Here is a 23,601-nt window from a genome sequence, read left to right as displayed (position 1 = left end):
CGTACGCCTACCACCGGCGTTCTGCAACGCAAGTGTTGGAGTTGGCTGCGAGACCGCGGTCATTGCTGGGTGAGCGGGCTGCGCCGTCGTGTGAGGGGGTGAAGCGGAGCCGCTTGAGTGATCGAAGCGTGGATCTCACCGAGGTTCTCGACGCTCAAGGTGACCTGGTCGCCGGCGTCGAGCCAGGGATACTCCGCTCCACTGTGGACTTTGGCGAGTTCCAGGATGCAACCGGTACCGACGGTGCCGGAGCCGATGACGTCCCCGGTCTGCAGGGTCGTCCCCCGGGATGCGTAGGAGAGCAGGTCGGCGAAGGACCAGAACTGGTCGGCCCAGTTCCCTTCGCTGTAGAGGACGCCGTTCACCGAGGCGGTCATCTTCAGATCGAACCCTTCGCCGCTGCGCTTTCCCTCGATTTCGTCGGGGGTGACCAGGAAGGGCCCGAGGCTGGTGGCCGTGTCCTTGGCTTTGCCGGGGCCGATCGCCATGGTCATCTCCGCCGCCTGGAGGTCCCGGGCGCTCCAGTCGCAGAAGATCGTGTACCCGGCGATGTGGGCGGGGGCTTCGGCCGGGCTGACGTTGGTGGCGGGGGCACCGACGATCGCCGCCACTTCGAGTTCGTAGTCGAACTGCCGGCTCCCGGGGGCGATCGGCACCGTCTCGTGCGGCCCGCGGAGCGCGGCCGGGTTCTGGAAGTAGAAAACCGGTTGCTGGTAATAGACCGGGTTCGTGGGGAGCCCCATCGCGGTCATCGAGGTGACGTAGTGGTTCTCGAACGCCATGAAATCCCGGACCGACGGTGGGCGCGGTATCGGTGGCAGCAGCTGTGCGACACCGGCGGGGACGACCTCGAAAGGGTCGTCTCCGGCTTCGCGGGCGGCTTCCGCCAGGGCCGCGGGAGACCCGATGAGGTCGATCAGCTTCCGGTCGCCGCGGAGGCCGTGGAGTGTTCCGCCCTCGAACAGAGCTGCGTGTTCCTTGTCGTCCGCCGGTGAGCGGTAAGTGGCCCACTTCACTTTCATTGCTCCCATTCGGTGATGGTGATTCCGGGTTCGGCCTTGTCCGGCATTTTCGGCTCCCTTTGCTGCTTGAGACCGAGCAGTGCGGCCGCATTGAGCCCGGCGATGCGCCGCGACTCGGCCATCGGCAGACCGGTCTGCTCAAGCCGGGTGAGCGGGTCGCTCACCGCCATGTCGAACGGGTAGTCCGTTCCCAGCAGGACCCGGTCGGCTCCCATCGCTCGCGTCAGCGCCGCCAGCTCCGACGGCCGGTAGACGAGACTGTCGACATAGAGCTGGGACAGGTACTCACTGGGTCGCTTGGCCATCGAGCGGCTCTCCGGGCGCACCTCGTAGGCGTGCTCGGCCCGGCCGAGGTAGACCGGCAGGAAACCGCCGCCGTGCGCTCCGCAGATCCGCAACCGGGGGAACCGGTCGAGCACACCGGCGAAGACGAGCCGGCACAGGGCGATCGTGGTTTCCAGTGGCTGACCGATGACGTTGCCCAGGTAGTACGACGATAGCCGTTGCTCCACAGTGCATCCCCACGGGTGCACGAAGACGAGCACCCCGAGTTCCTCAGCGGTGGCCCAGAAGACGTCCAGGGCGGGGTCGGAGAACTCGCGCTCACCGGAGCGGGTCGGGATCTGCACGGATCTCATCCCGTACCGCTCCACCGCGTCACGCAGCTGAACGGCCGCCCGGTCGGGGTGCTGGAAAGCGACGTGCGCCATGGCGGTCAGCCGGCCGGGCGACTTCGCCGCCAGGTCGGCCAGGTGCTCGTTCACCAGGTACGTCAGTTCGTCGGCGAGGACCTCCTCCGCCCACGAGTGGTACTGCGTGGGTGCGACGCTGACGGCCTGCATGTCCACGCCCGCCCGGTCCATCGCACTCAGGCGGACGTCCAGTTCGGTGAGCGCCGGGTACCACTCGTCCCGGAACAGACGGTGGTTGACCGCGACGGAGTCCGGCCCGAAGACCGCGAGCTGGGCGCGCTGCTCCGCGACATGCTCGTGCCGACCGGCCACCAGTTCATCGACCGGCGCGTGGGCGTGGGCGTGGATGTCCACCACCAGCGGGAAAACGTCGGCCGTCAGCATGCTTCGCGCTCCGAGCCGATGAGGTTGTCGTACAGCGCCCCCGCGTTCGCCGACTGGATGTAGTCCATCAGGTGATCCAGGCCGACGTCGGTCCGGCACGCTTCGGCGAAGTTGACGCGCTGAACCGTTTCTTCGCGGGACCACCCCTTGGCCACGGCGTCCGCGACGGCGCTCTGCCAGCCCAGCAGCACGGCCCGCTGCTCCCGAACGGCGTCGAGGGTGGTGATCGCACCGTGGCCGGGCACGACGTGGTCGACGTCGAGCTGGGCGATCCGGTCGAGCGAGCGCAGCCACTGGTCGACGTCGGACGTCATCAGCCAGGTCTGGCACCCGGAGAAGATGGTGTCACCGGTGAAAACCGTGCGCTCCCGGGGAACGTGCACGGCGATCTGGCCCGGCGTGTGCCCGGGGGTGTGCAGCAGCTCGAAGGTGTGTTCGCCCAGCCTGAGCGTCAGGTCACCCGTGAACACGATGTCGCCCTTGTTGGGGTCGTCGTAGTACTCGCCGCGTTCGGGAATCAGCTTCGCCCCCTCGGGATCGTCGTCCTCGGCGGCGTTGACCGCGAAGGCGAACGGATCCAGGTCGTAGACGGTCATGAAGTTGTCGAACACCTCTTGGTGGTGGACCACCAGACCGGCACCGGCGAAGAAGTAGTTGCCGAAGATGTGGTCGACGTGGTGCTCGGTGTTGACGACGTAGCGGATGGGACCGTGGCCTTCCGCCTGCTGGCGCATCGCGAGCGCGTGCGTCGGCAGCTGAGGGGTGTCGATGACGACCACCCCGTCCGACGTCACGACGAAGCCGGGGTCGCATCCGCGAGTCCCGGTTTCCACGTACACGTTCGGCGTCAGCTGCCCGAGCGGCCGGGGGCGCCCTTCACCTTTCTCCATCGAGGAGAACCTCCCTGTTCTCGAACGAGTTCTTCTCGGGTGTCACGGCCGGTCGGACCGCTCGCCAACGAGCCGGAACGAGCGGGGAAGTACGGCGATCGGCAGGAGGAGACGACATGCGTTTCTCGCTTCATCGAGGGAAACCGGGTCGGATGTGGACAGTCGCGATCGGGACCTGGAACACCATGCGCCACACGGAGCGGACCGGGGAAGCGCGATCTGCCGATGGGCGGTATCGACCCGCTCTATCCCGGGCCCGCTTGCTGTCGCAGGGCCGGGTGTGTAGTCATGGCGCTGTGAACGAACCCACGACGGCGGGCCACCCGTGAAGGAGCTGAAGCACCTCAACCTGAACCTGCTCGTGCACCTGGACGCACTGCTCGCCCAGCGCAGCGTCTCCGGGGCGGCCCAGCAGCTCGGGTTGAGCCAGCCGACGGTGTCGTCCGCGCTGGCCAGGCTCCGCCGGCACTTCGGTGACGAGCTGCTGGCGCGTCAGGGAAGCAGGTACGTGCTCACCCCGCTGGCCGCGTCCCTGCAACCCCTCGTCACCGACGCGGTCACCAGCAGCGAGCGGGTCTTCCTCGGCCGCGCGGGGTTCGACCCGGCACGCACCCGTCGCCAGTTCGTCATCCTGACGAGTGATTTCTGGCTCGAGGCCGTCGGCCCGGCCGTCAGCCGGCTCCTCAGCGTGGCCGCGCCGGCGTCATCGGCCCGGTTCGACCAGCTGCGCATCGCCGACCTCGACGATCCCCTGGAAACCCTGCGCACCCTCGACGGCATCCTGCTGCCGCACGGAGCCATGCCGGAGGCACCGCACGTGGATCTGCTGACCACCGAATGGCGGGCGCTGGTCGACGCGCGCAACGACCGGGTCGGAACGGTCCTCGACCGGGACACGCTCGCGGCACTCCCGTGGGTGCTCTACGCCGACCGGTCCACGGCGACCGCGGCGCTCGTCCCCTCCACGATCATGCGCCAGCTGGTACTGGCCGGGCTCGACCCGCGCGTCGAGGTCACGGTCGGGACGTTCTCCGCCGTGCCGTCCTTCGTCCGCGGCACCGATCGCGTCGCGGTCGTCCACAAATCCCTCGCGTTGCGCGCCGAACTGACCTCGGGCCTGCGCTCGTTGCCGCTTCCGATGGCTTTCGACGCACTCACGCTGGCGTTCTGGTGGCACCCGCGCCACACCCACGACCACGCCCACCGGTGGTTCAGGTCGTTGACGAGGTCCGCTGCCGCGCTGGTCGCCGCCGACGTCCCGGGCTTCGAACTCGCCCCCGCCACGGAGGAGCCACCCCGCAACGGTAAGTAGGCCGGGGCTGTGGTGCTCGACCCACCGCACATCACCTGCCGACGGCCGCGATACGCCGTGCCGCCTGCACGACGGCCTCCCGGCGCCGAGCCGGCGTGTCGTCGTCCTGCCCGGTCGCGAGCATGCGAGCCATCTGCGGCGTCGCCCACCACTGGACGGCCAGCGCGATGAGCAGGAAGACGAGGTGAGCGGGGTCGATCGACGAGTCGATCAGCCCCGACCGCTGGGCCTCGGCCACCGCACGCGCCTTGCCCACGTACAGCCCGGTTCGTTCGGCTTCGTCCTGGACAGCGCCCGAATCGGCGAGGCCCTCCCACAGGACGAGCCGGGCAACTTCCGGGTGTTCCCGCAAGTAGTCGAACGAGAGTCCGGCGAAGTCCGCCAGGTCGTCCGGGCCCGTCACCTGGCGCAGAGGCACGTCTGCGGCGAGCTTGTCGAGTTCGTCCCGGACCACGTTCGAAAACAGCGCCGCCTTGTCGCCGTAGTACTTGTAGACCCGTTCCCGGTTCACCCCGGCGCGCTTGGCGATCCTGTCGATCGTCGTCCCGGCCGCACCGAACCGCGAAAACTCGGCGAGCGCAGCTTCCTGGATCCTCCGCTTCGTACCCTCGACGTCCCAGGCCATGGCGCAACCATACTCCAACACCAGTGTTGCCGATCCGGCGTTCAGGGCGTACGGTGACCGAACTTCCAACATGAGCGTTGGAGTTTTCACGGGGGCATCGGGTCATAAATTGAAACTTCAAGTTCACTCGTTCGGAGCAGGAGGAGACGTTGGACCTCGCTCCGAGCTGGCGCCGAGCCTGCGAGACGACGACCCACCCTCACCTCCGGAGCTGCGGAAAAGGCGTGTGTCGGGAGCGCCGCGGGCTAGATGACGCGCTGACTGCGCCGATCGGATAAACCGCTCAGAGCGCGCCGTCATGACCCAACGGCCGCGACATCCGTCCAACGTGATCCCACCGCACCCGCCCCCGCGTTACGTGACCGCACCACCCGCCGGCACGGCCGGCCTGCTGGCGCAGTGGATGAAAAGCAAGAAGCCGACAACCACTACTGCCCGTCCCGACCACTGCAGTGGCTTGCGGTTCGCCTTCTACGGCCGCACGTCCGCAGAGTCACCAAGTGCGCTCGCGTCACGCAGGCGTTCAGCCGCGCCCGCTGGTGCTGTTTCCAGCCCGGTTGGGTCAGGCGGCGGGGGTAAGAGCCGCGAAAGGCGGGTAGAACCGCCGTAAGCCGCTGTCGTGCTACTTCTGCTCTGCTCCGCGATCGCGGATGGGCATTCGGCCGAGCTCGACAAATGTGGACACCGGGCGCGTCAGTCGCCGCGGCGCGGCAGCTGCGCGCCGACGCGCCGCGCGGGAGTGCCGTGACGCCAGGTCTCACCAGCAGCGCGAGCCGCTCCGGGCGCCTACCTGAACCGCCGGCCGACGATGACGCCCAGCCATCGGAGTGTGGCGAGGCTGTCGTCCGGTCGCGCCAGGATTTGAGATTGTGGACGGCAAATTCGGCAATCTTCTGATCTGCTCCGCAAGGGTTGTGCATTTATTCAGTATGCCTACATTGGCCGTTTCGTCCCAGTCGTGCAGTATTGATGACGGGAGTATGACGTCGTGCGCGTCGCTAGGTAAGCGTCAGCGAAGAAGTCGCCGGCAAGGACGGAAACACGATCTGACATACCGGCTTCTTCGATGTTCCCGGCAGCCATCGTGGACACGTGCGGCAGATCGTAGCTGGTCACCGACAGGTCCGGGTAGATGCGGCACAGTTCAATGCCGTAGGTGCCGGAGCCGCCGCCGAGATCCAGCAGGCGGTGACGCGGGGTCAGATCGAGTGTCCGACCCAACTCCTGGTCCGTGAAAGCGGAGATCGTGTGCATCGCCTTCCAGAAGACGTCCACGTTCTCCTGGTCGTCGGCGGAGAACACCGATTCTCGGCGTCCGGATCCCAGGCGACCGGCCGATTACCGCGCAAAGCGTCGGCGAGGCCGTCCCAGGCCGGGTACGCACGACGTTCCATATACCGGAAAAGCGCACCGTAGTAGCGAACCCGTCCGGGGACGAGAAACTCCTCGGCGATCTCGGTGTTGTGATAGCGGTCGTCGCGTTTGCGGGCAAGCCCAAAATCGCACAGGCGGCAAGCAGGAGGTCTGCCGGCCGATGATGGATACCCAACGCGCCCGCCGCATCGTCGACGGTCATCCCCTGGCGTCCGAAACGACGCCGAAAAGGTTCATTCAACAGCGGCGGCGACCGTTTTCGCCATCCAGAAAGCGGACACCGGCGACTCTCACCGATATCACTGATCTGATTCTGCTCGCCGGCCACCGGACGACCGCGAGTGTGCTCGGACCGCCGTAATGTCAGCGTGTTCGGCAGCGCCCCACTCGCGGTCGTAGGCGATCAATCATCTATCGGTGCTCACGGAAGAACGCCCGCACGTCCGGTACGAGCAGGTCCGGCGCCTCCAGCGCGGCGAAGTGGCCGCCGCGGTCGAACTCGGTCCAGCGCGTCACCCGATGCTGCCGCTCGACCAGGGGCCGTACCGCGAGCACCAGCTCGTGCGGGAACACCGCGACCCCGAGAGGTGCGTCGAACGTCATCGGTGCGCCCCGGACGGCCAGCGACTCGTAGTAGATCCGCGCGGACGAGTTGGCGGTGCCGGTCAGCCAGTAGAGCATCACGTTGGTGAGCAGCTCGTCGTCGCTGACCGTGCTGGTCGGGTCCGTCCACTCGGCGAACTTCTCCGCGATCCACGCCAGCTGCCCGACCGGTGAGTCGGTCAGTCCGTAGGCGAGGGTCTGCGGGCGGGTGGCCTGCTGGCGGAAGTACCCGGCCGGTTGGGCCATGTACGTGCGCATCGCGTCCACCCGCGCCTGGTCGGTGTCGCTGAGCGGGACGTCGATGTCCTTGGGCGGTGGTGCCACCAGGAAGTTCACGTGCACGCCCACCACGTGCTCCGGGGCCTGGTTGGCCAGGGCGCGGGAGAGGATCGAACCCCAGTCGCCGCCCTGCGCGCCGTACCGATCGTAGCCCAGGCGCCGCATCAGCTCGGCGAAGGCGGCGGCGATGCGTCGGACGTCCCAGCCGGTGTCCTTGGTGGGGCCGGAGAACCCGAACCCGGGGATGGCGGGGATGACCACGTCGAACGCGTCCGCCGGGTCGCCGCCGTGCGCACGCGGGTCGGTGAGCGGGCCGACGCAGTCCAGGAACTCCAGGACCGAGCCGGGCCAGCCGTGGATCAGCAGCAGCGGCAACGCGTTCGGTTCCGGGGAACGGACGTGGATGAAGTAGATGTTCTGGCCGTCGATCTCCGTGGTGAACTGCGGCAACGCGTTCAGGCGCGCTTCGTGCGCGCGCCAGTCGTAGCCGGTCTGCCAGTACTTCGCGAGCTGCTGGACACGGTCCAGCGGCACGCCGTAGGCCGCGCCGACCCCGTCGAGCTGGTCGGGCCACCGGGTTCGGCCGATCCGGTCGTGCAGGTCGGCGAGGTCCGCGTCGGGGATGTCGATACGGAACGGAACAATCGTCATACGAAGATCGTAGGTTCGTTTGTCGGTGGGGTGCGACCTCTGGCCGGTTCCAGCAGCTCTGCCCCACGGTCGCGGCCGTTTGTACAGCACCGGGATCAGCGGGGCTCTCGCGCCCACGGCCAGCGACGACAACGTAACCGGCTCTGACCGATCTCGACCGCACCGGTCGTCAGCGGCTGCCGGCACTCAAGGCACGTCGCCATTGCTCGGTCACCTCTGTGGGTAGCCCTTCGACGTCGACGGCTTCCACATCGAGCAGTCGCTGCATGCCGATTCCGCGCAGCTGTCCGATAACGGCGACCGCGACGGCCTCGGGGCGAACGGTGTCGCGGATCGTGCCCTCGGCGATGCCTGCCGCAACGTCCTCGGCGATGTCATTGCGGAAGGCACTGTCTCGCTCGCGGAACGTCGGGGCCAGTTCGGTGTCTGTCACGGCTTCGGCTCAGAGCAGCAGAAAGGCGTGGCCGGCGGTCGAGGAATGGGCGAGCGCACCGAGGTAGCCGTCGATCAGTTCCTGCTTCGAGCCGAAGTAGTGGGTGACGATGCCGCGGCTGTACCCCGCCCGCTCGCTGACCCGAGCCAGCGTGAGCACGAAGGGCCCCGGCCTGACGGGGCGCGCCTGGGCTCTGTCCGAGCTGGGCCCGGGCACCGAACTGGTCCACGACGAGAAGAAGCAGGCGACCGACTTCACCTCCCTCCAACCAGGCGACGTGCTGGCCCCGGGCGGTGACCTAAGGCACCGCCCTCCACGCATCGGGCAAGAGGTTGATCGATCGACCCGCACCGTGGCTACGCTCACCTTTTGCACACAGGCTGTTCGTCCTACGTTTTGGCGGCAGGCAAGGCTCGAACACGTCTGAATTCGAAGGAATCGTAGGACGAACGCCGCAAATTTGCTTCGCTCGCGCGAGTCGTTCTGCGTGGCGTCGTCAAGTGCAGCCTAATTGACCCGGGCACCACCGGACGATGTTCATTGCCCTGGGCGTTACGCAACTCGACGGAAAGGAGAAAATTACCATGTCGGACAGGTCGACCAAGGTCACCCTTGTCTGCGTCGACCCCGCGACCTAGCCCGACCGCTCGACACATCGACTGCCGGACCGTTACTTCACCACGACGCCGCCGGTGCTTTGAGGGAGCCGGAGCGCCTGGTCAGCACGACTGGCGAGCGCCCAGCGGAGGCCTGGGATCTCCTTCGCGTTCGCAGAACACACCTTGATCCATCTTTTCATGTCAAAAACTTGTCGTTCGCCGACTCGTTTACGCGTTCGTCCAAACGGCGGATAGAGGCGTCAAGATCACGCGCGTAGCATCCTCCCCGGGGACGGGGGTCGCATCTATTACTTTCTGTTCCGGGAAATCGTTCCGGAATCGCGCGGCGGATCGTTCCCGATTCAGAAAATGCCGTTCACGCACCGATTCCAGGGAGGGTAAGGATGCGCATGGACCCGGACAGGAAAGGGAAGACGAAGCTCAGGCGGCGAGCCGGGAGAACCGGCCTCGTCATGGCGGCCGCTTTGCTCCCGGTTGCTTTCGCCGTGCAGACCGGCGCGTCTGCGGCCACCGGCGGCTCGACGTCGGCGTCGGGGGACGATGCGGTCACCCAGTTCGTCCGGACCGCCGGGGCGCCGGTCGTCGACAATCAGGAGGCGCTCGCCGTCTTCCGGCTTTGGATGCACGACCAAGCGGGCTTCGCGGGCAGTGGCTACGTCGGTACGATCGACGATCTGGCGCAGAGATCGATCACGGTCATGTGGTACGGGCCTCGCACGGCTCTGCTGTCGGCGATCGTCAAGGAGGGCGAGCGACGCGGCATCGCGGTGTCCGTTCAGCAGCGCAGCCACAGCCTGCAGCAGATCGACGCGGCGATCGACGCGGTCTGGCAGCAGGCGGCCGCGGGCAGCTGGGCCGGGTTCAAGGTCTCGGCGATCGCCGCCGTCGGCGCGACGGATGACGGCCTGACGGTCTACGGGACCTACACGGAGGTGCCGGCGGCGCATCGTGCAGCTCAGGTGCGGTCGCTGGCCACGGCGGTCGAGGGTATCCCGGTGCGCGTCGTGCCGGGTGTCGGCGCGGAGACGAGCAATGGCCGGGACAACGACTTCGCGCCGTTCGACGCGGGCGGGTACATGATCAGCCCCTCCACCGGGCACACCTGTTCCAGCGGCTTCGCGATCAACCTCAACGGGACGGCTCGCACGACGACCGCGCGCCACTGCGACCGAAACGACTACCGGGATCGTTCCGCCTCGAACACCTACGGCACGGGCATCGTCAATTCCAGGGACGGTGGCGGCCGGGTTCTGAGCGCGAGCGGAGCGGCGCTGGCCCTCGACGGTCCGTACAACTCGGACAACTTCTCGAAGACCGTCATCGGCTACGAGGACCTGGGCATCAACAGCTTCGTGTGCACGGGCGGCGGGAACTCCGGGGAGCACTGCAACATCAAGGTCACCAACCTGCGGGTGTCCTTCAACGACGGCTTCGGCACGTTCTCGACGATCGAAGGCGTGCAGCAGTCGGGAGGCGCGATCGCGGTCATCCAGGGCGACAGCGGCGGGCCGGTGATTTCGCTCGCGAGCACCTCGTCCGGCCAGGTCCGGGCGGCCGGGATGATCCAGGGCTTCCTGGGGTCAGGCTCGACCGGCGCCGCCTGCGGCCCGGTGTTCGACGCCGGTGGCAACTTGTGCAGCACGAACGTCCTGTTCTCCTCGATGCGGACAGTCGTGAACAACATCACCGGCGCGTCGCTGCGAACAGGGTGATCCCGGCCGGTATCACGGTGAGCTCTCCTCGCATGGGTCCCGCGCCCGCCCGGGCGCGGGACCCGTGCGTGCGGACTTCAACAACCGGCCGGGGTGGCGGCGTTATCACCGTGAGGCCAGGCTGAGCGAGGTGAGGCAGGGAAGGACCGCGATGACGTTCGAGGAGTTCGTCCGGGCCGAACTGGGCGCGCTGACCAGGTTCGCCGGTGCGCTCGCCGGTGACCGCTGGCTGGCCGAAGACGTCCTGTCCGACGCGCTGCTCAAGATCGCCGCCCGCTGGCGGCGGGTTTCCGGGATGGCCGACCCGGCCGCCTACGTGCGCCGGACCGTCGTGACCACCTACCTGTCCGACCGGCGGAAAACCCAGCGTCGGCGCACCGATCCGGCCGGCGACCTGTCGGTGCTGGATCGCCCCGGCGGCCCGGACGCGAGCGCCGCCGTCGTCGCGCAGGACGAGGTCGAGCGGCTCCTGGCCCGGCTGCCCCGCCAGCAGAAGGCGGCGATCGTGCTCCGCTACCTGCTGGATGAGTCCGACGACCAGATCGCACAGGCCCTCGGCTGTACGCCCGGCACCGTGCGTTCGCACCTCTCCCATGCCTGCGCGGCCCTGCGCCTCGCCGGCACCACCCGGGCGAACAAGGAGTGAGCACCGTGAACGTCGACCAACTCACCTCGGCCCTCGCCGCGCACGACGCCGATCCCGATGCCGTCCTGTCCGCCCTCCACACCAAGCGACGCCGCCGCGTCCGCAACCGCGGCCTCGCCGCCGTCGGGCTGGCAGCTGCGGTCGTCGCGGCGCTGGTCGTCGTGTGGCAACCGTGGACGACGTCGCCGCAGCCGGCCGCGACCGCCCCGCCGGACATCGCGAACGGCTGTGGATCGGTCTCGTTGCGGGACACGCTCGCAATGGCCCGTCAGAGCGGCGCGTCCGTGCTCGTCGCCAACGGTTCGCTGACCCGGAAAACCGTGGCCGACAACGAGATCTACTACGAAATGGTGCTCAGCTCCGTACAGACGCTCAGCGGGCCGCCGATCACCTCCGGCACCAGCGGCTGGATCGGCAGCGGCCGCGGCCCCGCAGGACCGATCCCCAGCGCCGACACCGGCGCCCTCTGGGCACCCGACGGCCGGTTGTTCGCCATCGCCTGGCCCGCCCGGCAGACCGGCACCGCGGTGGGCCCGATCCTGCGGATCGCCCCGGTCGCCGGCGACCAGGTGATCTTCAGCACGGCCGGCTGCTGGGACACCACCGGCCTGCCCAGCCGGCCTTACTCCGGCAGTCTCGCGGAAATCCCCGGCAGCAACTCCTACACCCGCTCGGCCGCGAACGGCTTCCACGCGGTTCCCCTGGCCACCGTCGAGCAACTGCTGGCGGGCTGACGCGCGTCCGGCTGGGACCGCGCACCTGATGACGCAGGCGAAGAGCGGGTGCGGACCCACGTCGACCGGGAGTCCGCGCCGCCGATCGCGAAGCCGTGCACCAGTGCCGTGGGCCGGCACGCGTACGCGGTCCAGCGGATGGCCTTCCAGAACCGGGCGCTGATCCGGGTCGCAGCGGGCTCGAGACGATCAACGCGACGAGCAGGTCGAGCGCGACCGTTCCGAGGCCCAGCGTCATGCGGTAATAGACCGTGGCGAACGGGACTACCGCGTCGATCAGGCCCGGAAGGGCGCAGTCGAGCCGGTGCGTCCGGTCGCGCTCGCGGCGAGCGCGCCGAGGCCGGTCGCCGCGACGGCCCCCAGGTCGGCCGGGTGCGGTGTCGTACGCAGCACGGCGTGCGCCCGCAGGACGGTCGCCGATCTGCGGTTTCCTCCGCTGCCTTCGCAACCGCGCCCACAGGTGCTGCTCGCCGTCCGACGCCCGGTGCCACCGGAGGCAAGCGGCCAGTAGCAGTCCTCGGAGAGGCAGCGGTTCTCCCGCCGCAACCGGGCCAGCTCGTCCCGCTCGTCGGTGGTCAGCCCGTCGGTGCGGGTTCCCGCGGCCCGCTCGGCCTGGGTGACCCACTGCCGCACAGCGGTCTCGGTCAGGTCGAAGTCCTTCGCGACCTGTCCCACCGACCGGTCGCCGCGCTGGCACAGCTCGACGATCTCGGCCTTGAACTCCCACGTGAACGAACGACGAGGTCGAGGCTACTTCTTGCCCATGGTCTCCATGATGAGGGACATCCTTCCGGAGGCTCGCGCCCCCTGATCTCAGGTGTCCGTCAAAACGGGGCACGCCCAGACTTCCTCGACCGCACCGAGCTGGAACGAGCTGACCTGCCGCGAGGTGACGCGGCGGGCCACGCAGCCGCGATCACGATGCCCGCCACCGAACGCCGCACCGGGAAGGCCAGCGTGATTACTCTGACCGCTTCCGTCGGCGGCCGCCTGCGGGCCCCTGACCCCACCGCATGGTCACCGACAACGGCGCCTGCTACCGCCCGAACGACTTCGCCACCGTCCTGCGCGGGGCCCGGCATCAGCGGATCAACCCCTACACCCCACGCCACAACGGCAAAGTCGAGCGCTACAACCGGATCCTGGCCGAAGAGTTCCTCTACGCGCATGTCTGGCTCAGCGAAGCCCACCGCGCCGCAGCCCTGGCCGTCTGGAACATCCCTCACAACTACCCTCGACCACACACTGCCGCCGGCGAAGGCGACGATGCCGATCGCGGGCGGCGTGTCACAGCTGGCGATGCTCAGCCGTGCAGGGCGCTGCCTGCCTGCCAGGCGCTCCAGCTGATCGCCCAGTCTCCGTGGCCGTTGTTGATCGCCAGCTGTGGGCCGCCCGAGTTGGTGATCTCGACGACGTCGCCGATGTTGAAGTTGTCGAAGAACCACTTGGCGTTCTCGGTGTTCATGTTGAGGCAGCCATTGGAGACGTTGTCGCTGCCCTGGACACCGACCGTCTTCAGGTTCTCGTGCAGGAACTCGCCGTCGTTGGAGATGCGGACGTCCCAGTTCTCCGGGGCCTTGTAGTAGCCGGGGTCGCCCTCGCACACGCCGTAGGTGCAGGAGTCCATGATCGTGTGGTCGACCTTCGCCAGCACGGTGTGCGTGCCGTTGAACGTCGGCGTCGGGCCGCGCGGCGGAGTGTCGGCGGTCTTGCCCATGCTGATCGGCGCGGTCTTCACGAGCTGGCCGTTGTGGAACGCGTTGATCTGGTGCGTCTTGCCGTCCGCCTTGGCGATCCAGGAGTCATGCACCTTGTAGGTGGCCGAGAGGTCCTGGCCGCCGTACACCCCACCCCCGATCGGCGAGCCGAAGGTCGTGGTCTCGAGCTTCACCGTCGAGCCGGCCTTCCAGTAGTCCTTGGGCCGGAAGTGCACCTCACGCTTGCCCACCCAGTACCAGCCGCCGTCCTGGGCTGGTGAGGAGGTCACCTTGAACGACTTCTCGGCCGTGGCCTTGTCGGTGATGTCGTGGTCGAACTTCAGGCCGATGATCAGGCCGACGCCGAAGTCACCCGCCGTCGGCTGGAAGAGCGCCGGCGTGGCGACCGCGGCCGGCTTGATCGTGTGCAGTTCTCCGCGCTGCTCGGTCGCCGCACCTGCCTGGTTCACGGCGGTGGCGACCACCTGGTACGTGGCGCCGTAGCGGAGGTGGTCCGCACTGGTCCACGTCGTCTTGTCCGGCGAGAGTTCACCCTTGACGGCGTTGCCGGTCTGCGGGTTGGTGACCGTGACCGCCTGCAACGTGCCACCCGACGCTTTGACGACGATCGGGTCCTTCGGGCTCAGCTGGTCCGCGGGAGCGAACGCCACTGTCGCGGCCGGCACCCCAGGCGCTGTCGTCGCGGTCGTACCGGCCGCGCCGGCCGGATACGCGGTTCCCCCGGTCGGCCCGCTGCACGCAGCCAGCAACAGAACACCCAAACCGAGCCCGGCGATACGGATCACTCTCACGATCTTCCAGACGTATGCCCCCGTCCGACGTTGCGTAACGATTCGAACTTCGCAGACCCACCTCAGCGAGGCACCGCGAAATGGCTGATTTGCTCTATATGCGTACTTACGGCGCCGCTCCTCGATCCAGCGTTCGGCGGCGCCGGCCACCGCCCGCGACTGTCACTGCGACGCACCGAGTAGCGGTGCAGCTCGGGAGGTGTTGTGTCCGGCCAGCTCCACAACCGTACGGTTGAGTCGAAAATCCCGCGGCAGCTGCTGGTCCGGCCCGAGGACGACGCCCGGGGTACACCCCGGCCGTGGTCTTCGAGGGGCCGCACGTACCGGGAAGACCCAGCTGCTGCACAGCATCGCGAAGGGCTGGAACGGCAAGATCCCCCCACTCGTTCCTCGACGTCGCCGCCGTCGAGGAACGGCTGGGCGAGGACGCGATCCGGAGCCGCTCGCCGCCGTCGCCGCGCAGTTGTGTAGTTCCCGGCGCCAACGCGAAGTTCGCGGCGTCCACTGCCACACCCCGGACGTTCTCCTACCGGACCGCGATCCCGCGGTTCTCGGTCTGGGACTACCGGATCCAGGTGACCCGCGGCACTGACGGCTTCCTCGATCTCACCGGCGCCCGCACGGACGGCCGGGCGCTGACCATCACCGGTGCAGGCAACGCGGACATCACCACGCCCGCCACGTTCACGGCCGGCCCGACCTACACGATCCATGCCACGCACCAGCCGGTCATGACCACCCGAGAGGCCACCGCCGACCCGGAAGGCCGGCTGCCCTTCGCACTCGACGTCGGCGCGGGCGAATTCGGGACCGCCAAGGGTGCGACACCGGGCACGACGACGCTTACCGTCACCTGACGAGCACCTGCCGCCGTCTCCGTTGCAGGGCGGCAGTTGCTCACGGAAAGCAGCACGCGCACCGGCCAACTCGGCAACCGCGACCAGGTCAGCGGGCGCAACGCCCGCACAGGTGTCGAGGTCGAGAAGCGCCGAGGCGCTTCGCACCACGGTGCGCCTCGCTCGTGGACCCGATCAGCTCGCCGCACCGCTCGCGGGTTCGCCATCGGCCGCAGGCAGTTCGCTGTGGCGGGCGGTCGAACCCGTGGAGGTCGCTGCGGCCGAGAAGCATCGGCCGCGTTCCCAGTCCTCGGACAGCGACCTTCCCCCGGCGCGTTCGGTCGCCCACTCGACGACGTCCGCGGGCCATGCGGCCTGATCTGACATCCGGGAGCCCTCCCAGTCCATTCGGCCTCCTCACGGCCGCCGGCCGCGCCGACCCGGCACGACACAGCGACTCGTTCGACCGACCCGATGCGCATGTCGCCCGCGGCGGAAACCCCGGGCATGCCGGTTTCCACGGCGGCGGCGCGCGTCCCTGCGGCGCCCTGGACTCGTCAGGAGGGTCACGCGACGGGCGGTGCGAACCACGACGCGAATCGGCGACGGTCATGGCCGGACCCGTCGCGACACGCACGATGCGGGCGTCGGCGCACCGGGTCGATGCGCGGCCCGTCAGGTTGCCGGGATCATGCCGTGCGGGTCGAGGATGAACTTCCGCGGGACGCCGGCGTCGAACTGCGCGTAGCCGTCCGGTGCGTCGTCCAGCGAGATCACGGTGGCGTTGACATTGCGGGCGATCTGCACCCGGTCGTTGAGGATCGCCGTCATCAGCCCGCGGTTGTAGCGCAGCACCGGGCACTGGCCGGTCGCGAGGGAGTGGGACTTGGCCCAGCCCAACCCGAACCGCATCGACAGCGCACCGACCCTGCTGTCCTCGTCGGCTGCGCCGGGGTCGTCGGTCACGTACAGCCCGGGGATGCCGATCCGCCCACCGGCCCGGGTGATCTCCATCGCGGTGTTGAGTACGGTCGCCGGCGCCTCGCGGCCGTCCTTGGTGTGGCCCTTGGCCTCGAAGCCGACGCAGTCGACAGTGGCGTCCACTTCGGGCACGCCCAGGATCTCGGCGATCTGGTCGGGCATCGGGCCCGCCGACGGGTCCAGCGTGGCGCAGCCGAAGGTGCGCGCGTGCGCGAGCCGCTCGGCGTTCATGTCGCCGACGATCACCACCGCGGCCCCGAGCAGGAACGCCGAGGTCGCTGCGGCGAGCCCGACCGGTCCGGCTCCGGCGATGTACACCGTCGAGCCAGTGCCCACCCCCGCCGTGACGCAGCCGTGGAAGCCGGTCGGGAAGATGTCGGTGAGCATCGTCAGGTCGCGGATCTTCGCCAGCGCCTGGTCCCGGTCGGGGAAGCGCAGCGCGGTCCAGTCCGCATAGGGCACCATCACGTACTCCGCCTGACCACCGGGCCAGCCGCCCATGTCGACGTAGCTGTAGGCGCCACCGGGACGGTCGGGGTTGACGTTCAGGCAGATCCCGGTGTCGCCCTCGTGGCAGGTGCGGCAGCGCCCGCAGGAGACGTTGAACGGCACCGAGACGATGTCGCCGATGGTGAGGTTCTCGACGTCGGGTCCTTTCTCGATGACCTCGCCGGTGATCTCGTGGCCGAGGATCAACCCGACCGGCGCGGTGGTGCGCCCGCGGACCATGTGCTGGTCGCTGCCGCAGATGTTGGACGACACCACCTTCAGGATCACCCCGTGCGGGCACTTGCGGTTCTCGTTGCCCGGCGGGACGCCCGGGCCCGGTCGCAGGACCAGCCCGGGGTAGTCGACCGTCTCGACGCTCACCTTGCCCGGACCTTGGTAGACCACTGCACGATTGCCCGCCATGACGCTCTCCTCGCTGCTCGTCGTGGAGACCAGCCTGGTTCGCGGCCCCGCTTCGGGCACCGGCCTGCCGGGTCTGCTGTGTGGGCCGTCCACTGTCCTGACGGGACGACGACCCGGAGACCGCCCGACCCGCACGGACGCGACTGGAACGGGCACGGCGGCGTCCAACCGAGCAACGCCGCCGAGGGCTGGTCCGGGTCGGTGTGGCGCTGCCCCTGGACGTCGCTGCCAGGCAGCGGGTAATCGAGCCCCGCGTTCTGCTGGTGGCCGTCGGGCCCACCCCCGACGTCCTGGGGTCGGCCTCGATGTCACCGGTGCCGATCTCGACCCGCGCGGCTACGTGCAGGTCACCGATCGGCTCGAGACCACCGCGCCCGGCCTCTGAGCCGTGGGCGAGCGCGCCGGCAGCCCGACCTTCACCCACGTCGCCGGCGACGACCTCCCTGCTCATGGCGGCCATAGGTGGCGTCATCGCGGTGGCGCGGACGGCGAGGGCTGCCCTACATGGCGCTGCGCGATGCCAACGTCACGATTCTGACGGATGGTCGGATGTCAGCGGCCATACGGCGACCACCTCTGCCACCTGGGGCCCGGCGGGCGTCGGGTAGGTGATGCGGTCGCCGGCGCTGCGACCGATCAGCGCCACACCGAGCGGGCTGTCGGCCGTGAGCACCGCACCGCCCGCGTCGCTCTCGGCCTCCTCGGGATAGCCGACCCGCAGATCCTCCTCGGTACCGTCCGGGTGGCGCACCCGCACCCGCGTGCCTCGGGACAGCCCGGCGTCCGACGGGTGGTGGAGCTCGCGCATGATCTCGCCGATCCGGGTGTCGAGGCGGGCCAGCTCGTCGCCCAGCTCCAGGGTCACAGCCTGGTCGGCTCGGTCGCCGGGACCGTCGTCCCCGGTCAGGCCGGCCTGCACTGCTCGCCGCTGGGCACGGAGCACGTCGAGCTCCTCAGCGGGCCCAGCATCGCCGGTCACGGCCGTTCCTCGTCAGCTCGGCACCCGCGATTTCGCGAACTGCTCCACGATGGCCGGACAGAAGGCGGGCAGGTCGGCCGGCGAGCGGCTGGTGGTGAACTGTCCGTCGACGACGACCTCCTCATCGACGGCCTCGGCACCCGCGTTGCGCAGGTCGGTCCACAGGCTGGGCCAGGACGTGAGCCGGTGGCCGCGGACGACGTCGGCCTCGATCAGCGTCCAGGGGCCGTGACAGATGGCCGCGACGGGCTTGCCGGTGGCGACGAACGACCGGATGAACCCGACGGCGTCGGAGTTGATCCGCAGCCCGTCGGGGTTGACGGTGCCGCCCGGCAGGAGCAGCGCGTCGTACTCGTCGGCGGAGGCGTCGGTCACGAGCCGGTCGACGGAGAACGTCCCCGCAGACACCAGGTCGAACTGGCGGGCCTGGATCTCCCCGGGATGGATCGAGAGCAGGTCGCTGGACGCACCCGCTCCGTAGAGCGCCCCGCGCGGTTGTTCCAGCTCGACCCGCTCCACCCCGTCGGTGGCCAGGATCGCGATCCGCTTGCCCTCGAGTTCGTGTGCCATGTGAATCTCCCAGACGTCGTTGCACCGATGAGTCGGCGCTACTTTTCCCGCCCGTAGGACCGAGCCGGAAGGGCCTGCCGGGGCGAAGTGGTCGGTAGCGGCTCGGCCCGCCGTGCCGAATGCGGCGTCCGTTCGCCACCGCAGGCTGCCCCGACGTGCGGTGTTTGGTCCTCGCAGGTCCTCATCCGGCGCGCTCGCGGCGGACATGGTGTGGGCTACTGCCCCGTGGAAGGACCTCTCATGACCATTGCCGTGACCGGTGCCGCCGGCGCCCTCGGACGCCTCGTCATCGATTCTCTGCTCGCCACCCAGGAACCCCGTGACGTCGTCGCCATCGTCCGCGATGCCGACAAGGCCGCCGACCTCGCCGCCGGGGGTGTCGAGGTCCGGGTGGCCGAGTACGCCGACGCCGACGCGCTCGGCAAGGCGCTCCTCGGCCTCGACAAGGTGCTGCTGATCTCGTCCAGCGAGGTCGGCCGACGGTTCGCCCAGCACCGCAACGTCATCGACGCCGCCGCGTCCGCCGGCGTTCCCTACCTCGCCTACACCAGCATGACCAAGGCCACCGAGAGCAGCAGTCCGCTCGCCCCGGAGCACCGGCAGACCGAGGAGTACCTCGCGGCCAGTGGCCTCGCCCACACCGTGCTGCGCAACAACTGGTACCACGAGAACTACCTGGCCCAGCTGCCGGCGATCACCGAGACCGGCGTACTCACTGCCGCAGCCGGCGAGGGCAAGGTCGGCGCCGCCGCGCGCAGGGACTTCGCCGACGGCGCCGCTCCACCGGGGCGAGGCGCCGCGGGCAGAGCCCGGGCACACTCGGTGCTGTGACCGACGACCACGACCGGAAGGGCTCCCGTGAGTACCGCGACGACCGTGTGCAGAGCGACGACCGTGACCGACGCGCCACCGGAGACCGAGCCGCTGCCCGGCGACGCCGCCGCCACCCGGGTCGGCGGCGACGTCGTCGACGAGTGGGGGAAGCAGTCGTTCCCCGCGAGCGACCCACCGGCCAACTGGCGCGCGTTCGGGCCGGAATGCAAATTGATCTATGTCCGAAGTCACAAAAAGGATCGTAATTTGCATGTCGGGGCACGTTATCCCAGGTGGCTGGGCCTGGATGCCCCTTTGGACAGACGGCCCCTGCGCCGATCCGATTGAGGTTTGAACTGAATGTTGACTCCCGCGTTGAATCGATGCGGGAACCAGCAATGTTGCAGGGCAACCAACTTCGTGACCTGAGTGTTATTTCGGCTGTTGGTGGACATTGCACGGACATTGGTGGTCCGGCAATCATCTGCGCCATGACGACGCCGAACCTCCCGGCACCCGAGCCGGGCCACGAGCCGGACAGCGCGATTAATAGGCTGATCGACCGGCTGCCGAAAGAGATCAGCCCCGGCTGGTTCCTTCTTGCGCAGCTGATCCTCGTGCTCGGGGTGATCGGTGTCGCGTACGTCGCAGGGCTCTGGCTCGCCGCCGGCGGCGGCCTGCTCGGCCTCGCCGCGTTGCTAGCCGCATTCCGCAGACATCCGTGAAACACGAAGGCTGGGTCGCCGGTCATGAGGGGTTGCCAAGGGCCCGCTCTTGCAGCACGCCGAGCGTCTCGAACTCCGGCCACGACGATCCTCGACTGGCGCACGTGCTGTCCGATCTCCCGATCACCGTGCTGGTGCGGACGCGCACCGATCAGATCCTGCACCGCACGGTCCCGCAGTAGCAGCCCGGCACCCAGGGCAGGCCCGCCGCCACGGCGACGAGTACGGCCGCTCCCGCGGCGGCTGGAGCACCAAGGTGCACCACCTCGTCAACGGGGCAACGGCCGCCCGCTGGTCGTGTTGGTCGGGCCCGGCCAGGCCGGAGACGCGCCGATGTTCCCGCACCTCATGCGGCACTTGCGCATCCGCCGGGCGGAACGCGGACGAACCCGGACCTGGCCTGATCGTGTCCGCGGCGACAAGGCCTACTCCTCGAGAGCGATCCGCGGACGTCTGCGCGCCCGCGGTTCGACCTCCTCTGCCTTGACGAGCTGGGCTATCTCGAGCTTGACCGCCGCGGCGCGGAGCTGCTGTTCCAGGTGTTCACCGAACGCGAGGAACGCTCCAGCATCGCCATCGCGAGCAACTCCGCGTTCAGCGAATGGGCCCGCACCTTTACCGACCCGCGGCTCTGCGCCGCGATCGTCGACCGCTTGACGTTCGACGCGTCGATCATCGAGACCGGCACCGAGTCGTTCCGGCTGCGCACCACCAAGCGCCGATGCACCAGCAGGGCCAGCTGACCACGCAACTGTGTCGTCAACCGAGTGCGGCGAGGACATGCCCCGATCGCAGAGGGATCTTTGCAAAGGATGCTCTGTGGTCTAGGGTGGGTGCATGACCAAGGACGGCCGGGATCAGGCGTCGCGACGGCTCGACGCCCGGATGCTTCGGGCCCTGGCCCACCCGTTGCGGATGCGGATGCTCGAGTTGCTGCAGGCAGACGGCCCTGCGACCGCGACCGGGCTGGGTAAGCGGGTCAGCGAAAGTTCGGGGACCACCAGCTGGCACCTGCGGCTGCTGGCCGAGGCCGGGCTGGTCGAAGAGGACACGGGGCGCGGGAACAAACGTGAACGCTGGTGGCGGTCCGTCCAGAAGTCGACGCGTATGCAGGCCACGGACTTCATCGATGACCCTGATCTCGCCGGCCCGCTGGACACATATCTGCGGTCTCTTGTCGAGCAGCGCTACCAGGCCGAATCGCGGTTCGTCAGCGAACTTCCGCAGTGGATGGACCAGTGGCACGACAAGGCCTATTTCAACGACGCAAGGCTGTCCTTGACTCCCGAGGAAGCAGCGGCGATGAGCGTGGAGGTCGACGCGGTGGTTGACCGCTACCGCCGGGATGCGCGACCGGGCGACCACAACGTGATTACCCACTGGTCGGCGTTCCCCCGGCAAGCGCGACCAGAGGAACCTGACACACCAAATTCCGACTGAGGGGGACGAACATGGTGCACTTTCTCATGGCGGAAGACCTGGTCCGCGAACGCCAGGCGGAACTACGACGGATCGCTGGCCAGGCGAAATACCGCCGGCGGGAGGGAACGCGACGGCAACGCCTCGGGTGGATTCTCGTTGAAACCGGCCTGAAGCTGACAGCGAAGAACGCCTCACCCGCGCGCCACACCATATGAAACTGGCGGTAGTTCGCTGAGGCCGCGCCAGATCTGCCTTGGCCGGCCCAACCCTGCGGGACGTGAGTCGTTCCCGCGTCAATCTCGATCCACGCGGCCGCGGGCGGTCTCGACCGCGAACACGTCCAAAGTGTCCTCGGCCGGCGCCCACACCACCGTCGCCGCCGGAGCGGGGCTCACGCTCGCACGCCATCGTCACCCGCCAGCACGCAACCTCTACCAGCGGAAACACTGAACGAAGAGGGCCTGCCGCCCCCTACGCCGACGACAGCAGGTGGGGGCCAGATCAGAATGCCGAACCGGGGCCAATTCGACTTGCCGAAATCAACAGCCGGCGTCAGCACCGGCGGGCTGTCCGGCAGGATCACGCGGATTGCCAGCAGGCTGTTCAACACCACTGATCTGGACAGCTCGGCGCCTCTTGGTACCTCGCGCAAGGTCTCGAACGGCTGATCCTTGCTAATGACCAGCGAGATCGGGACGCGCTACCGACTACTAGGCTGACCTGCATGAACCGTGGCTAGGACGACGACCTGGCGAGTCGCGTTCGTCTGCCGTCGCCGCTGGTGGAGCTGCGGGATGAGCGGCTGGAGACGTTCGGCATAGAGCTGCTGCTCAAGCGGGATGACCTCATACATCCCGAAGTTCCGGGGAACAAGTGGCGCAAGCTGCGCTACAACCTCGAGGCCGCCCGCGATCAGGGCTTCACCCGGCTCCTGACCTTCGGCGGAGCGTTCTCCAACCACATCCGGGCGACGGCCGCCGCCGGTCACTACCTCGGCTTCGAGACCGTCGGGGTGATCCGGGGTGAGGAGCACCTGCCGCTCAACGACTCGTTGGCGTACGCCACAGCCGCGGCATGGTGCTGACTTACCTCGACCGCGCCACCTACCGCCGCAAGACTGAAACCGATGTGCTGGCGAGGCTCCAAGAGCGGTTCGGACCCTGCTACGTCTTGCCAGAGGGCGGCTCGAACGGCCTGGCGGTGCGCGGCTGTGCCGAGCTGGTCGCAGAACTCACGACCGACTTCGATGTGATCACCTGTGCCTGCGGCACCGGCGGCACCAGTTCCTCGAGGACGAGGTGCGGCGGCTCCAACGCGAGGCGTTCGGTGAGGCGACCTCGAACTGGGCCATCGACTACGACTTCCACTTCGGCGGTTACGCCAAGCGCAACTCCGAGCTCGACGCCTTCATCGCCGATTTCACGGCTCGCCACAAGATCACGCCCGACTGGGTGTACGAGGCCAAGACGCTCTACGGCCTGTTCGCGCGCATTGAGGCCGGGGCGTTCGCGCCCGGCACCCGGATCGTCGCGGTGCTGAGTTAGGGACGTTCGATCAGACCTTGCCGTGGTAGGCCCGCTGGGCGGCCAGCGAGGTGTCGGTCTCGCAGCGCTCCAGCTGCCAGTCGCCGCTGTTGATGGCGAAGTCCCGGCCGAAGCCGAGCCACATACCGCTCATCCGGCGTCCCACCGGATCCACCACCAGCTGCAGCGTGCCGTGATACGTGGCGCCCTGGTAGTAGCCACCCGGATTCGAGGCCCGAACCTTGCTCCGCAACCTAGGTGTATGAGGCCATGACGTTGGTGACACCAGCGTGGAGCCGGGTGACCGGTGGCCGGTTTCCGGCGGCAGTGTGTGGTCGATGGTAGTTGTAGTGG

25 protein-coding genes and 5 pseudogenes are annotated in these 23,601 nt (G+C 68.5%); 15 read left to right on the top strand and 15 right to left on the bottom strand.

Translation table 11 applies throughout. The features are described from left to right. Positions 1-59: 59 nt before the first annotated feature. From ACWEN0_RS40720 to ACWEN0_RS40710, 3 genes are read right to left on the bottom strand one after another with little or no spacing between them, the layout of a single operon-like run. A complete protein-coding gene (locus tag ACWEN0_RS40720; RefSeq protein WP_451985754.1) occupies positions 60-1,031 on the bottom strand; it encodes a fumarylacetoacetate hydrolase family protein in 972 nt (323 codons plus the stop codon). Further along, positions 1,019-2,098: an amidohydrolase family protein gene (locus ACWEN0_RS40715; protein WP_451985752.1), complete on the bottom strand. Its 1,080-nt coding sequence runs from the start codon at positions 2,096-2,098 to the stop codon at positions 1,019-1,021. The genes ACWEN0_RS40720 and ACWEN0_RS40715 overlap by 13 nt, the downstream gene beginning before the upstream one ends. Continuing rightward, positions 2,092-2,988, bottom strand: a complete 897-nt coding sequence (locus tag ACWEN0_RS40710; protein ID WP_451985750.1) for an MBL fold metallo-hydrolase — start codon at positions 2,986-2,988, stop codon at positions 2,092-2,094. Before ACWEN0_RS40710 ends, ACWEN0_RS40715 begins: the two co-directional genes overlap by 7 nt. 325 nt (positions 2,989-3,313) lie before the next feature. On the opposite strand from ACWEN0_RS40710, the gene ACWEN0_RS40705 reads away from it, so the two are divergent. Beyond that, positions 3,314-4,300 (top strand): LysR family transcriptional regulator, encoded by a 987-nt coding sequence (locus ACWEN0_RS40705; protein ID WP_451985748.1) that lies wholly within the window; start codon positions 3,314-3,316, stop codon positions 4,298-4,300. Between the two features lie 31 nt (positions 4,301-4,331). Here ACWEN0_RS40705 and ACWEN0_RS40700 read toward each other — a convergent pair whose 3' ends face one another. From ACWEN0_RS40700 to ACWEN0_RS40680, 5 genes are all read right to left on the bottom strand, one after another. After that, entirely contained in the window at positions 4,332-4,997 is a 666-nt protein-coding gene (locus ACWEN0_RS40700) for a TetR family transcriptional regulator (RefSeq protein WP_451985746.1), read from the bottom strand. Between the two features lie 861 nt (positions 4,998-5,858). After that, entirely contained in the window at positions 5,859-6,227 is a 369-nt protein-coding gene (locus ACWEN0_RS40695) for a methyltransferase (protein ID WP_451985744.1), read from the bottom strand. Between the two features lie 483 nt (positions 6,228-6,710). After that, entirely contained in the window at positions 6,711-7,832 is a 1,122-nt protein-coding gene (locus ACWEN0_RS40690; protein ID WP_451985742.1) for an epoxide hydrolase family protein, read from the bottom strand. A 169-nt stretch (positions 7,833-8,001) separates the two neighbouring features. Next, entirely contained in the window at positions 8,002-8,265 is a 264-nt protein-coding gene (locus ACWEN0_RS40685; RefSeq protein ID WP_451985740.1) for a hypothetical protein, read from the bottom strand. 9 nt (positions 8,266-8,274) lie between these two features. After that, positions 8,275-8,424, bottom strand: coding sequence for a TetR family transcriptional regulator (locus ACWEN0_RS40680; RefSeq protein ID WP_451985738.1), 150 nt, complete (start codon positions 8,422-8,424; stop codon positions 8,275-8,277). Between the two features lie 850 nt (positions 8,425-9,274). Here ACWEN0_RS40680 and ACWEN0_RS40675 point away from each other — a divergent pair. The 3 genes from ACWEN0_RS40675 (at position 9,275) to ACWEN0_RS40665 (ending at position 11,977) form a co-directional block, all read left to right on the top strand. Continuing rightward, complete coding sequence (locus ACWEN0_RS40675) at positions 9,275-10,597, top strand: hypothetical protein (RefSeq protein WP_451985736.1); 1,323 nt, start codon at positions 9,275-9,277, stop codon at positions 10,595-10,597. A gap of 130 nt (positions 10,598-10,727) precedes the next feature. Next, on the top strand, positions 10,728-11,243 hold the full coding sequence (locus tag ACWEN0_RS40670) for a sigma-70 family RNA polymerase sigma factor (RefSeq protein ID WP_451985734.1): 516 nt from the start codon (positions 10,728-10,730) through the stop codon (positions 11,241-11,243). A gap of 5 nt (positions 11,244-11,248) precedes the next feature. Continuing rightward, entirely contained in the window at positions 11,249-11,977 is a 729-nt protein-coding gene (locus tag ACWEN0_RS40665) for a hypothetical protein (RefSeq protein ID WP_451985732.1), read from the top strand. 276 nt (positions 11,978-12,253) lie between these two features. On the opposite strand, the pseudogene ACWEN0_RS40660 reads toward ACWEN0_RS40665, so the two are convergent. Next, a pseudogene (locus ACWEN0_RS40660) lies at positions 12,254-12,712 on the bottom strand (transposase); the annotation flags it as partial. A 275-nt stretch (positions 12,713-12,987) separates the two neighbouring features. Between ACWEN0_RS40660 and ACWEN0_RS40655 the strand changes: the two are divergent. Further along, a pseudogene (locus ACWEN0_RS40655) lies at positions 12,988-13,254 on the top strand (integrase core domain-containing protein); the annotation flags it as partial. A 26-nt stretch (positions 13,255-13,280) separates the two neighbouring features. Here the strand turns inward: ACWEN0_RS40655 and ACWEN0_RS40650 are convergent. Beyond that, positions 13,281-14,480, bottom strand: a complete 1,200-nt coding sequence (locus tag ACWEN0_RS40650; RefSeq protein ID WP_451985730.1) for an Ig-like domain-containing protein — start codon at positions 14,478-14,480, stop codon at positions 13,281-13,283. 305 nt (positions 14,481-14,785) lie between these two features. On the opposite strand from ACWEN0_RS40650, the gene ACWEN0_RS40645 reads away from it, so the two are divergent. Further along, on the top strand, positions 14,786-15,343 hold the full coding sequence (locus ACWEN0_RS40645) for a hypothetical protein (RefSeq protein ID WP_451985728.1): 558 nt from the start codon (positions 14,786-14,788) through the stop codon (positions 15,341-15,343). Between the two features lie 654 nt (positions 15,344-15,997). On the opposite strand, the gene fdhA is transcribed toward ACWEN0_RS40645, so the two are convergent. The 3 genes from fdhA to ACWEN0_RS40630 all read right to left on the bottom strand — a co-directional run bounded on the left by fdhA (position 15,998) and on the right by ACWEN0_RS40630 (position 18,764). After that, a complete protein-coding gene (gene fdhA / locus ACWEN0_RS40640) occupies positions 15,998-17,215 on the bottom strand; it encodes a formaldehyde dehydrogenase, glutathione-independent (protein ID WP_451985726.1) in 1,218 nt (405 codons plus the stop codon). Positions 17,216-17,741: 526 nt separating this feature from the next. Continuing rightward, positions 17,742-18,194 (bottom strand): GreA/GreB family elongation factor, encoded by a 453-nt coding sequence (locus ACWEN0_RS40635; RefSeq protein ID WP_451985724.1) that lies wholly within the window; start codon positions 18,192-18,194, stop codon positions 17,742-17,744. 12 nt (positions 18,195-18,206) lie between these two features. Further along, a complete protein-coding gene (locus ACWEN0_RS40630) occupies positions 18,207-18,764 on the bottom strand; it encodes a type 1 glutamine amidotransferase domain-containing protein (protein ID WP_451985722.1) in 558 nt (185 codons plus the stop codon). Between the two features lie 240 nt (positions 18,765-19,004). On the opposite strand from ACWEN0_RS40630, the gene ACWEN0_RS40625 reads away from it, so the two are divergent. The 9 genes and pseudogenes from ACWEN0_RS40625 to ACWEN0_RS40585 all read left to right on the top strand — a co-directional run bounded on the left by ACWEN0_RS40625 (position 19,005) and on the right by ACWEN0_RS40585 (position 23,268). After that, positions 19,005-19,595 carry an NAD(P)H-binding protein gene (locus ACWEN0_RS40625; RefSeq protein ID WP_451985720.1) on the top strand — a complete coding sequence of 197 codons (591 nt, stop codon included), beginning with the start codon at positions 19,005-19,007 and terminating at the stop codon, positions 19,593-19,595. A gap of 63 nt (positions 19,596-19,658) precedes the next feature. Continuing rightward, positions 19,659-19,925: a hypothetical protein gene (locus tag ACWEN0_RS40620; protein WP_451985718.1), complete on the top strand. Its 267-nt coding sequence runs from the start codon at positions 19,659-19,661 to the stop codon at positions 19,923-19,925. A 143-nt stretch (positions 19,926-20,068) separates the two neighbouring features. Continuing rightward, positions 20,069-20,302 carry a hypothetical protein gene (locus ACWEN0_RS40615; protein ID WP_451985716.1) on the top strand — a complete coding sequence of 78 codons (234 nt, stop codon included), beginning with the start codon at positions 20,069-20,071 and terminating at the stop codon, positions 20,300-20,302. A gap of 24 nt (positions 20,303-20,326) precedes the next feature. Continuing rightward, positions 20,327-20,710, top strand: a pseudogene (locus tag ACWEN0_RS40610) (hypothetical protein); the annotation flags it as partial. 68 nt (positions 20,711-20,778) lie between these two features. Further along, positions 20,779-21,045, top strand: a pseudogene (locus ACWEN0_RS40605) (ATP-binding protein); the annotation flags it as partial. Positions 21,046-21,139: 94 nt separating this feature from the next. After that, positions 21,140-21,742: an ArsR/SmtB family transcription factor gene (locus tag ACWEN0_RS40600; protein WP_451985714.1), complete on the top strand. Its 603-nt coding sequence runs from the start codon at positions 21,140-21,142 to the stop codon at positions 21,740-21,742. 26 nt (positions 21,743-21,768) lie between these two features. Then, on the top strand, positions 21,769-21,939 hold the full coding sequence (locus ACWEN0_RS40595) for a hypothetical protein (protein WP_451985712.1): 171 nt from the start codon (positions 21,769-21,771) through the stop codon (positions 21,937-21,939). Between the two features lie 566 nt (positions 21,940-22,505). Next, a complete protein-coding gene (locus ACWEN0_RS40590) occupies positions 22,506-22,808 on the top strand; it encodes a hypothetical protein (protein ID WP_451985710.1) in 303 nt (100 codons plus the stop codon). A 214-nt stretch (positions 22,809-23,022) separates the two neighbouring features. Beyond that, a complete protein-coding gene (locus ACWEN0_RS40585; RefSeq protein ID WP_451985708.1) occupies positions 23,023-23,268 on the top strand; it encodes a 1-aminocyclopropane-1-carboxylate deaminase in 246 nt (81 codons plus the stop codon). A gap of 10 nt (positions 23,269-23,278) precedes the next feature. Here ACWEN0_RS40585 and ACWEN0_RS40580 read toward each other — a convergent pair whose 3' ends face one another. After that, positions 23,279-23,401: a hypothetical protein gene (locus tag ACWEN0_RS40580; protein WP_451985706.1), complete on the bottom strand. Its 123-nt coding sequence runs from the start codon at positions 23,399-23,401 to the stop codon at positions 23,279-23,281. A 100-nt stretch (positions 23,402-23,501) separates the two neighbouring features. Beyond that, a pseudogene (locus tag ACWEN0_RS40575) lies at positions 23,502-23,601 on the bottom strand (IS481 family transposase); the annotation flags it as partial.

The organism is Amycolatopsis sp. NPDC004378 (assembly GCF_053602455.1).
The sequence above is the reverse complement of the archived record's forward strand: the minus strand, read 5'-3'. Positions and strand labels throughout refer to the sequence as shown.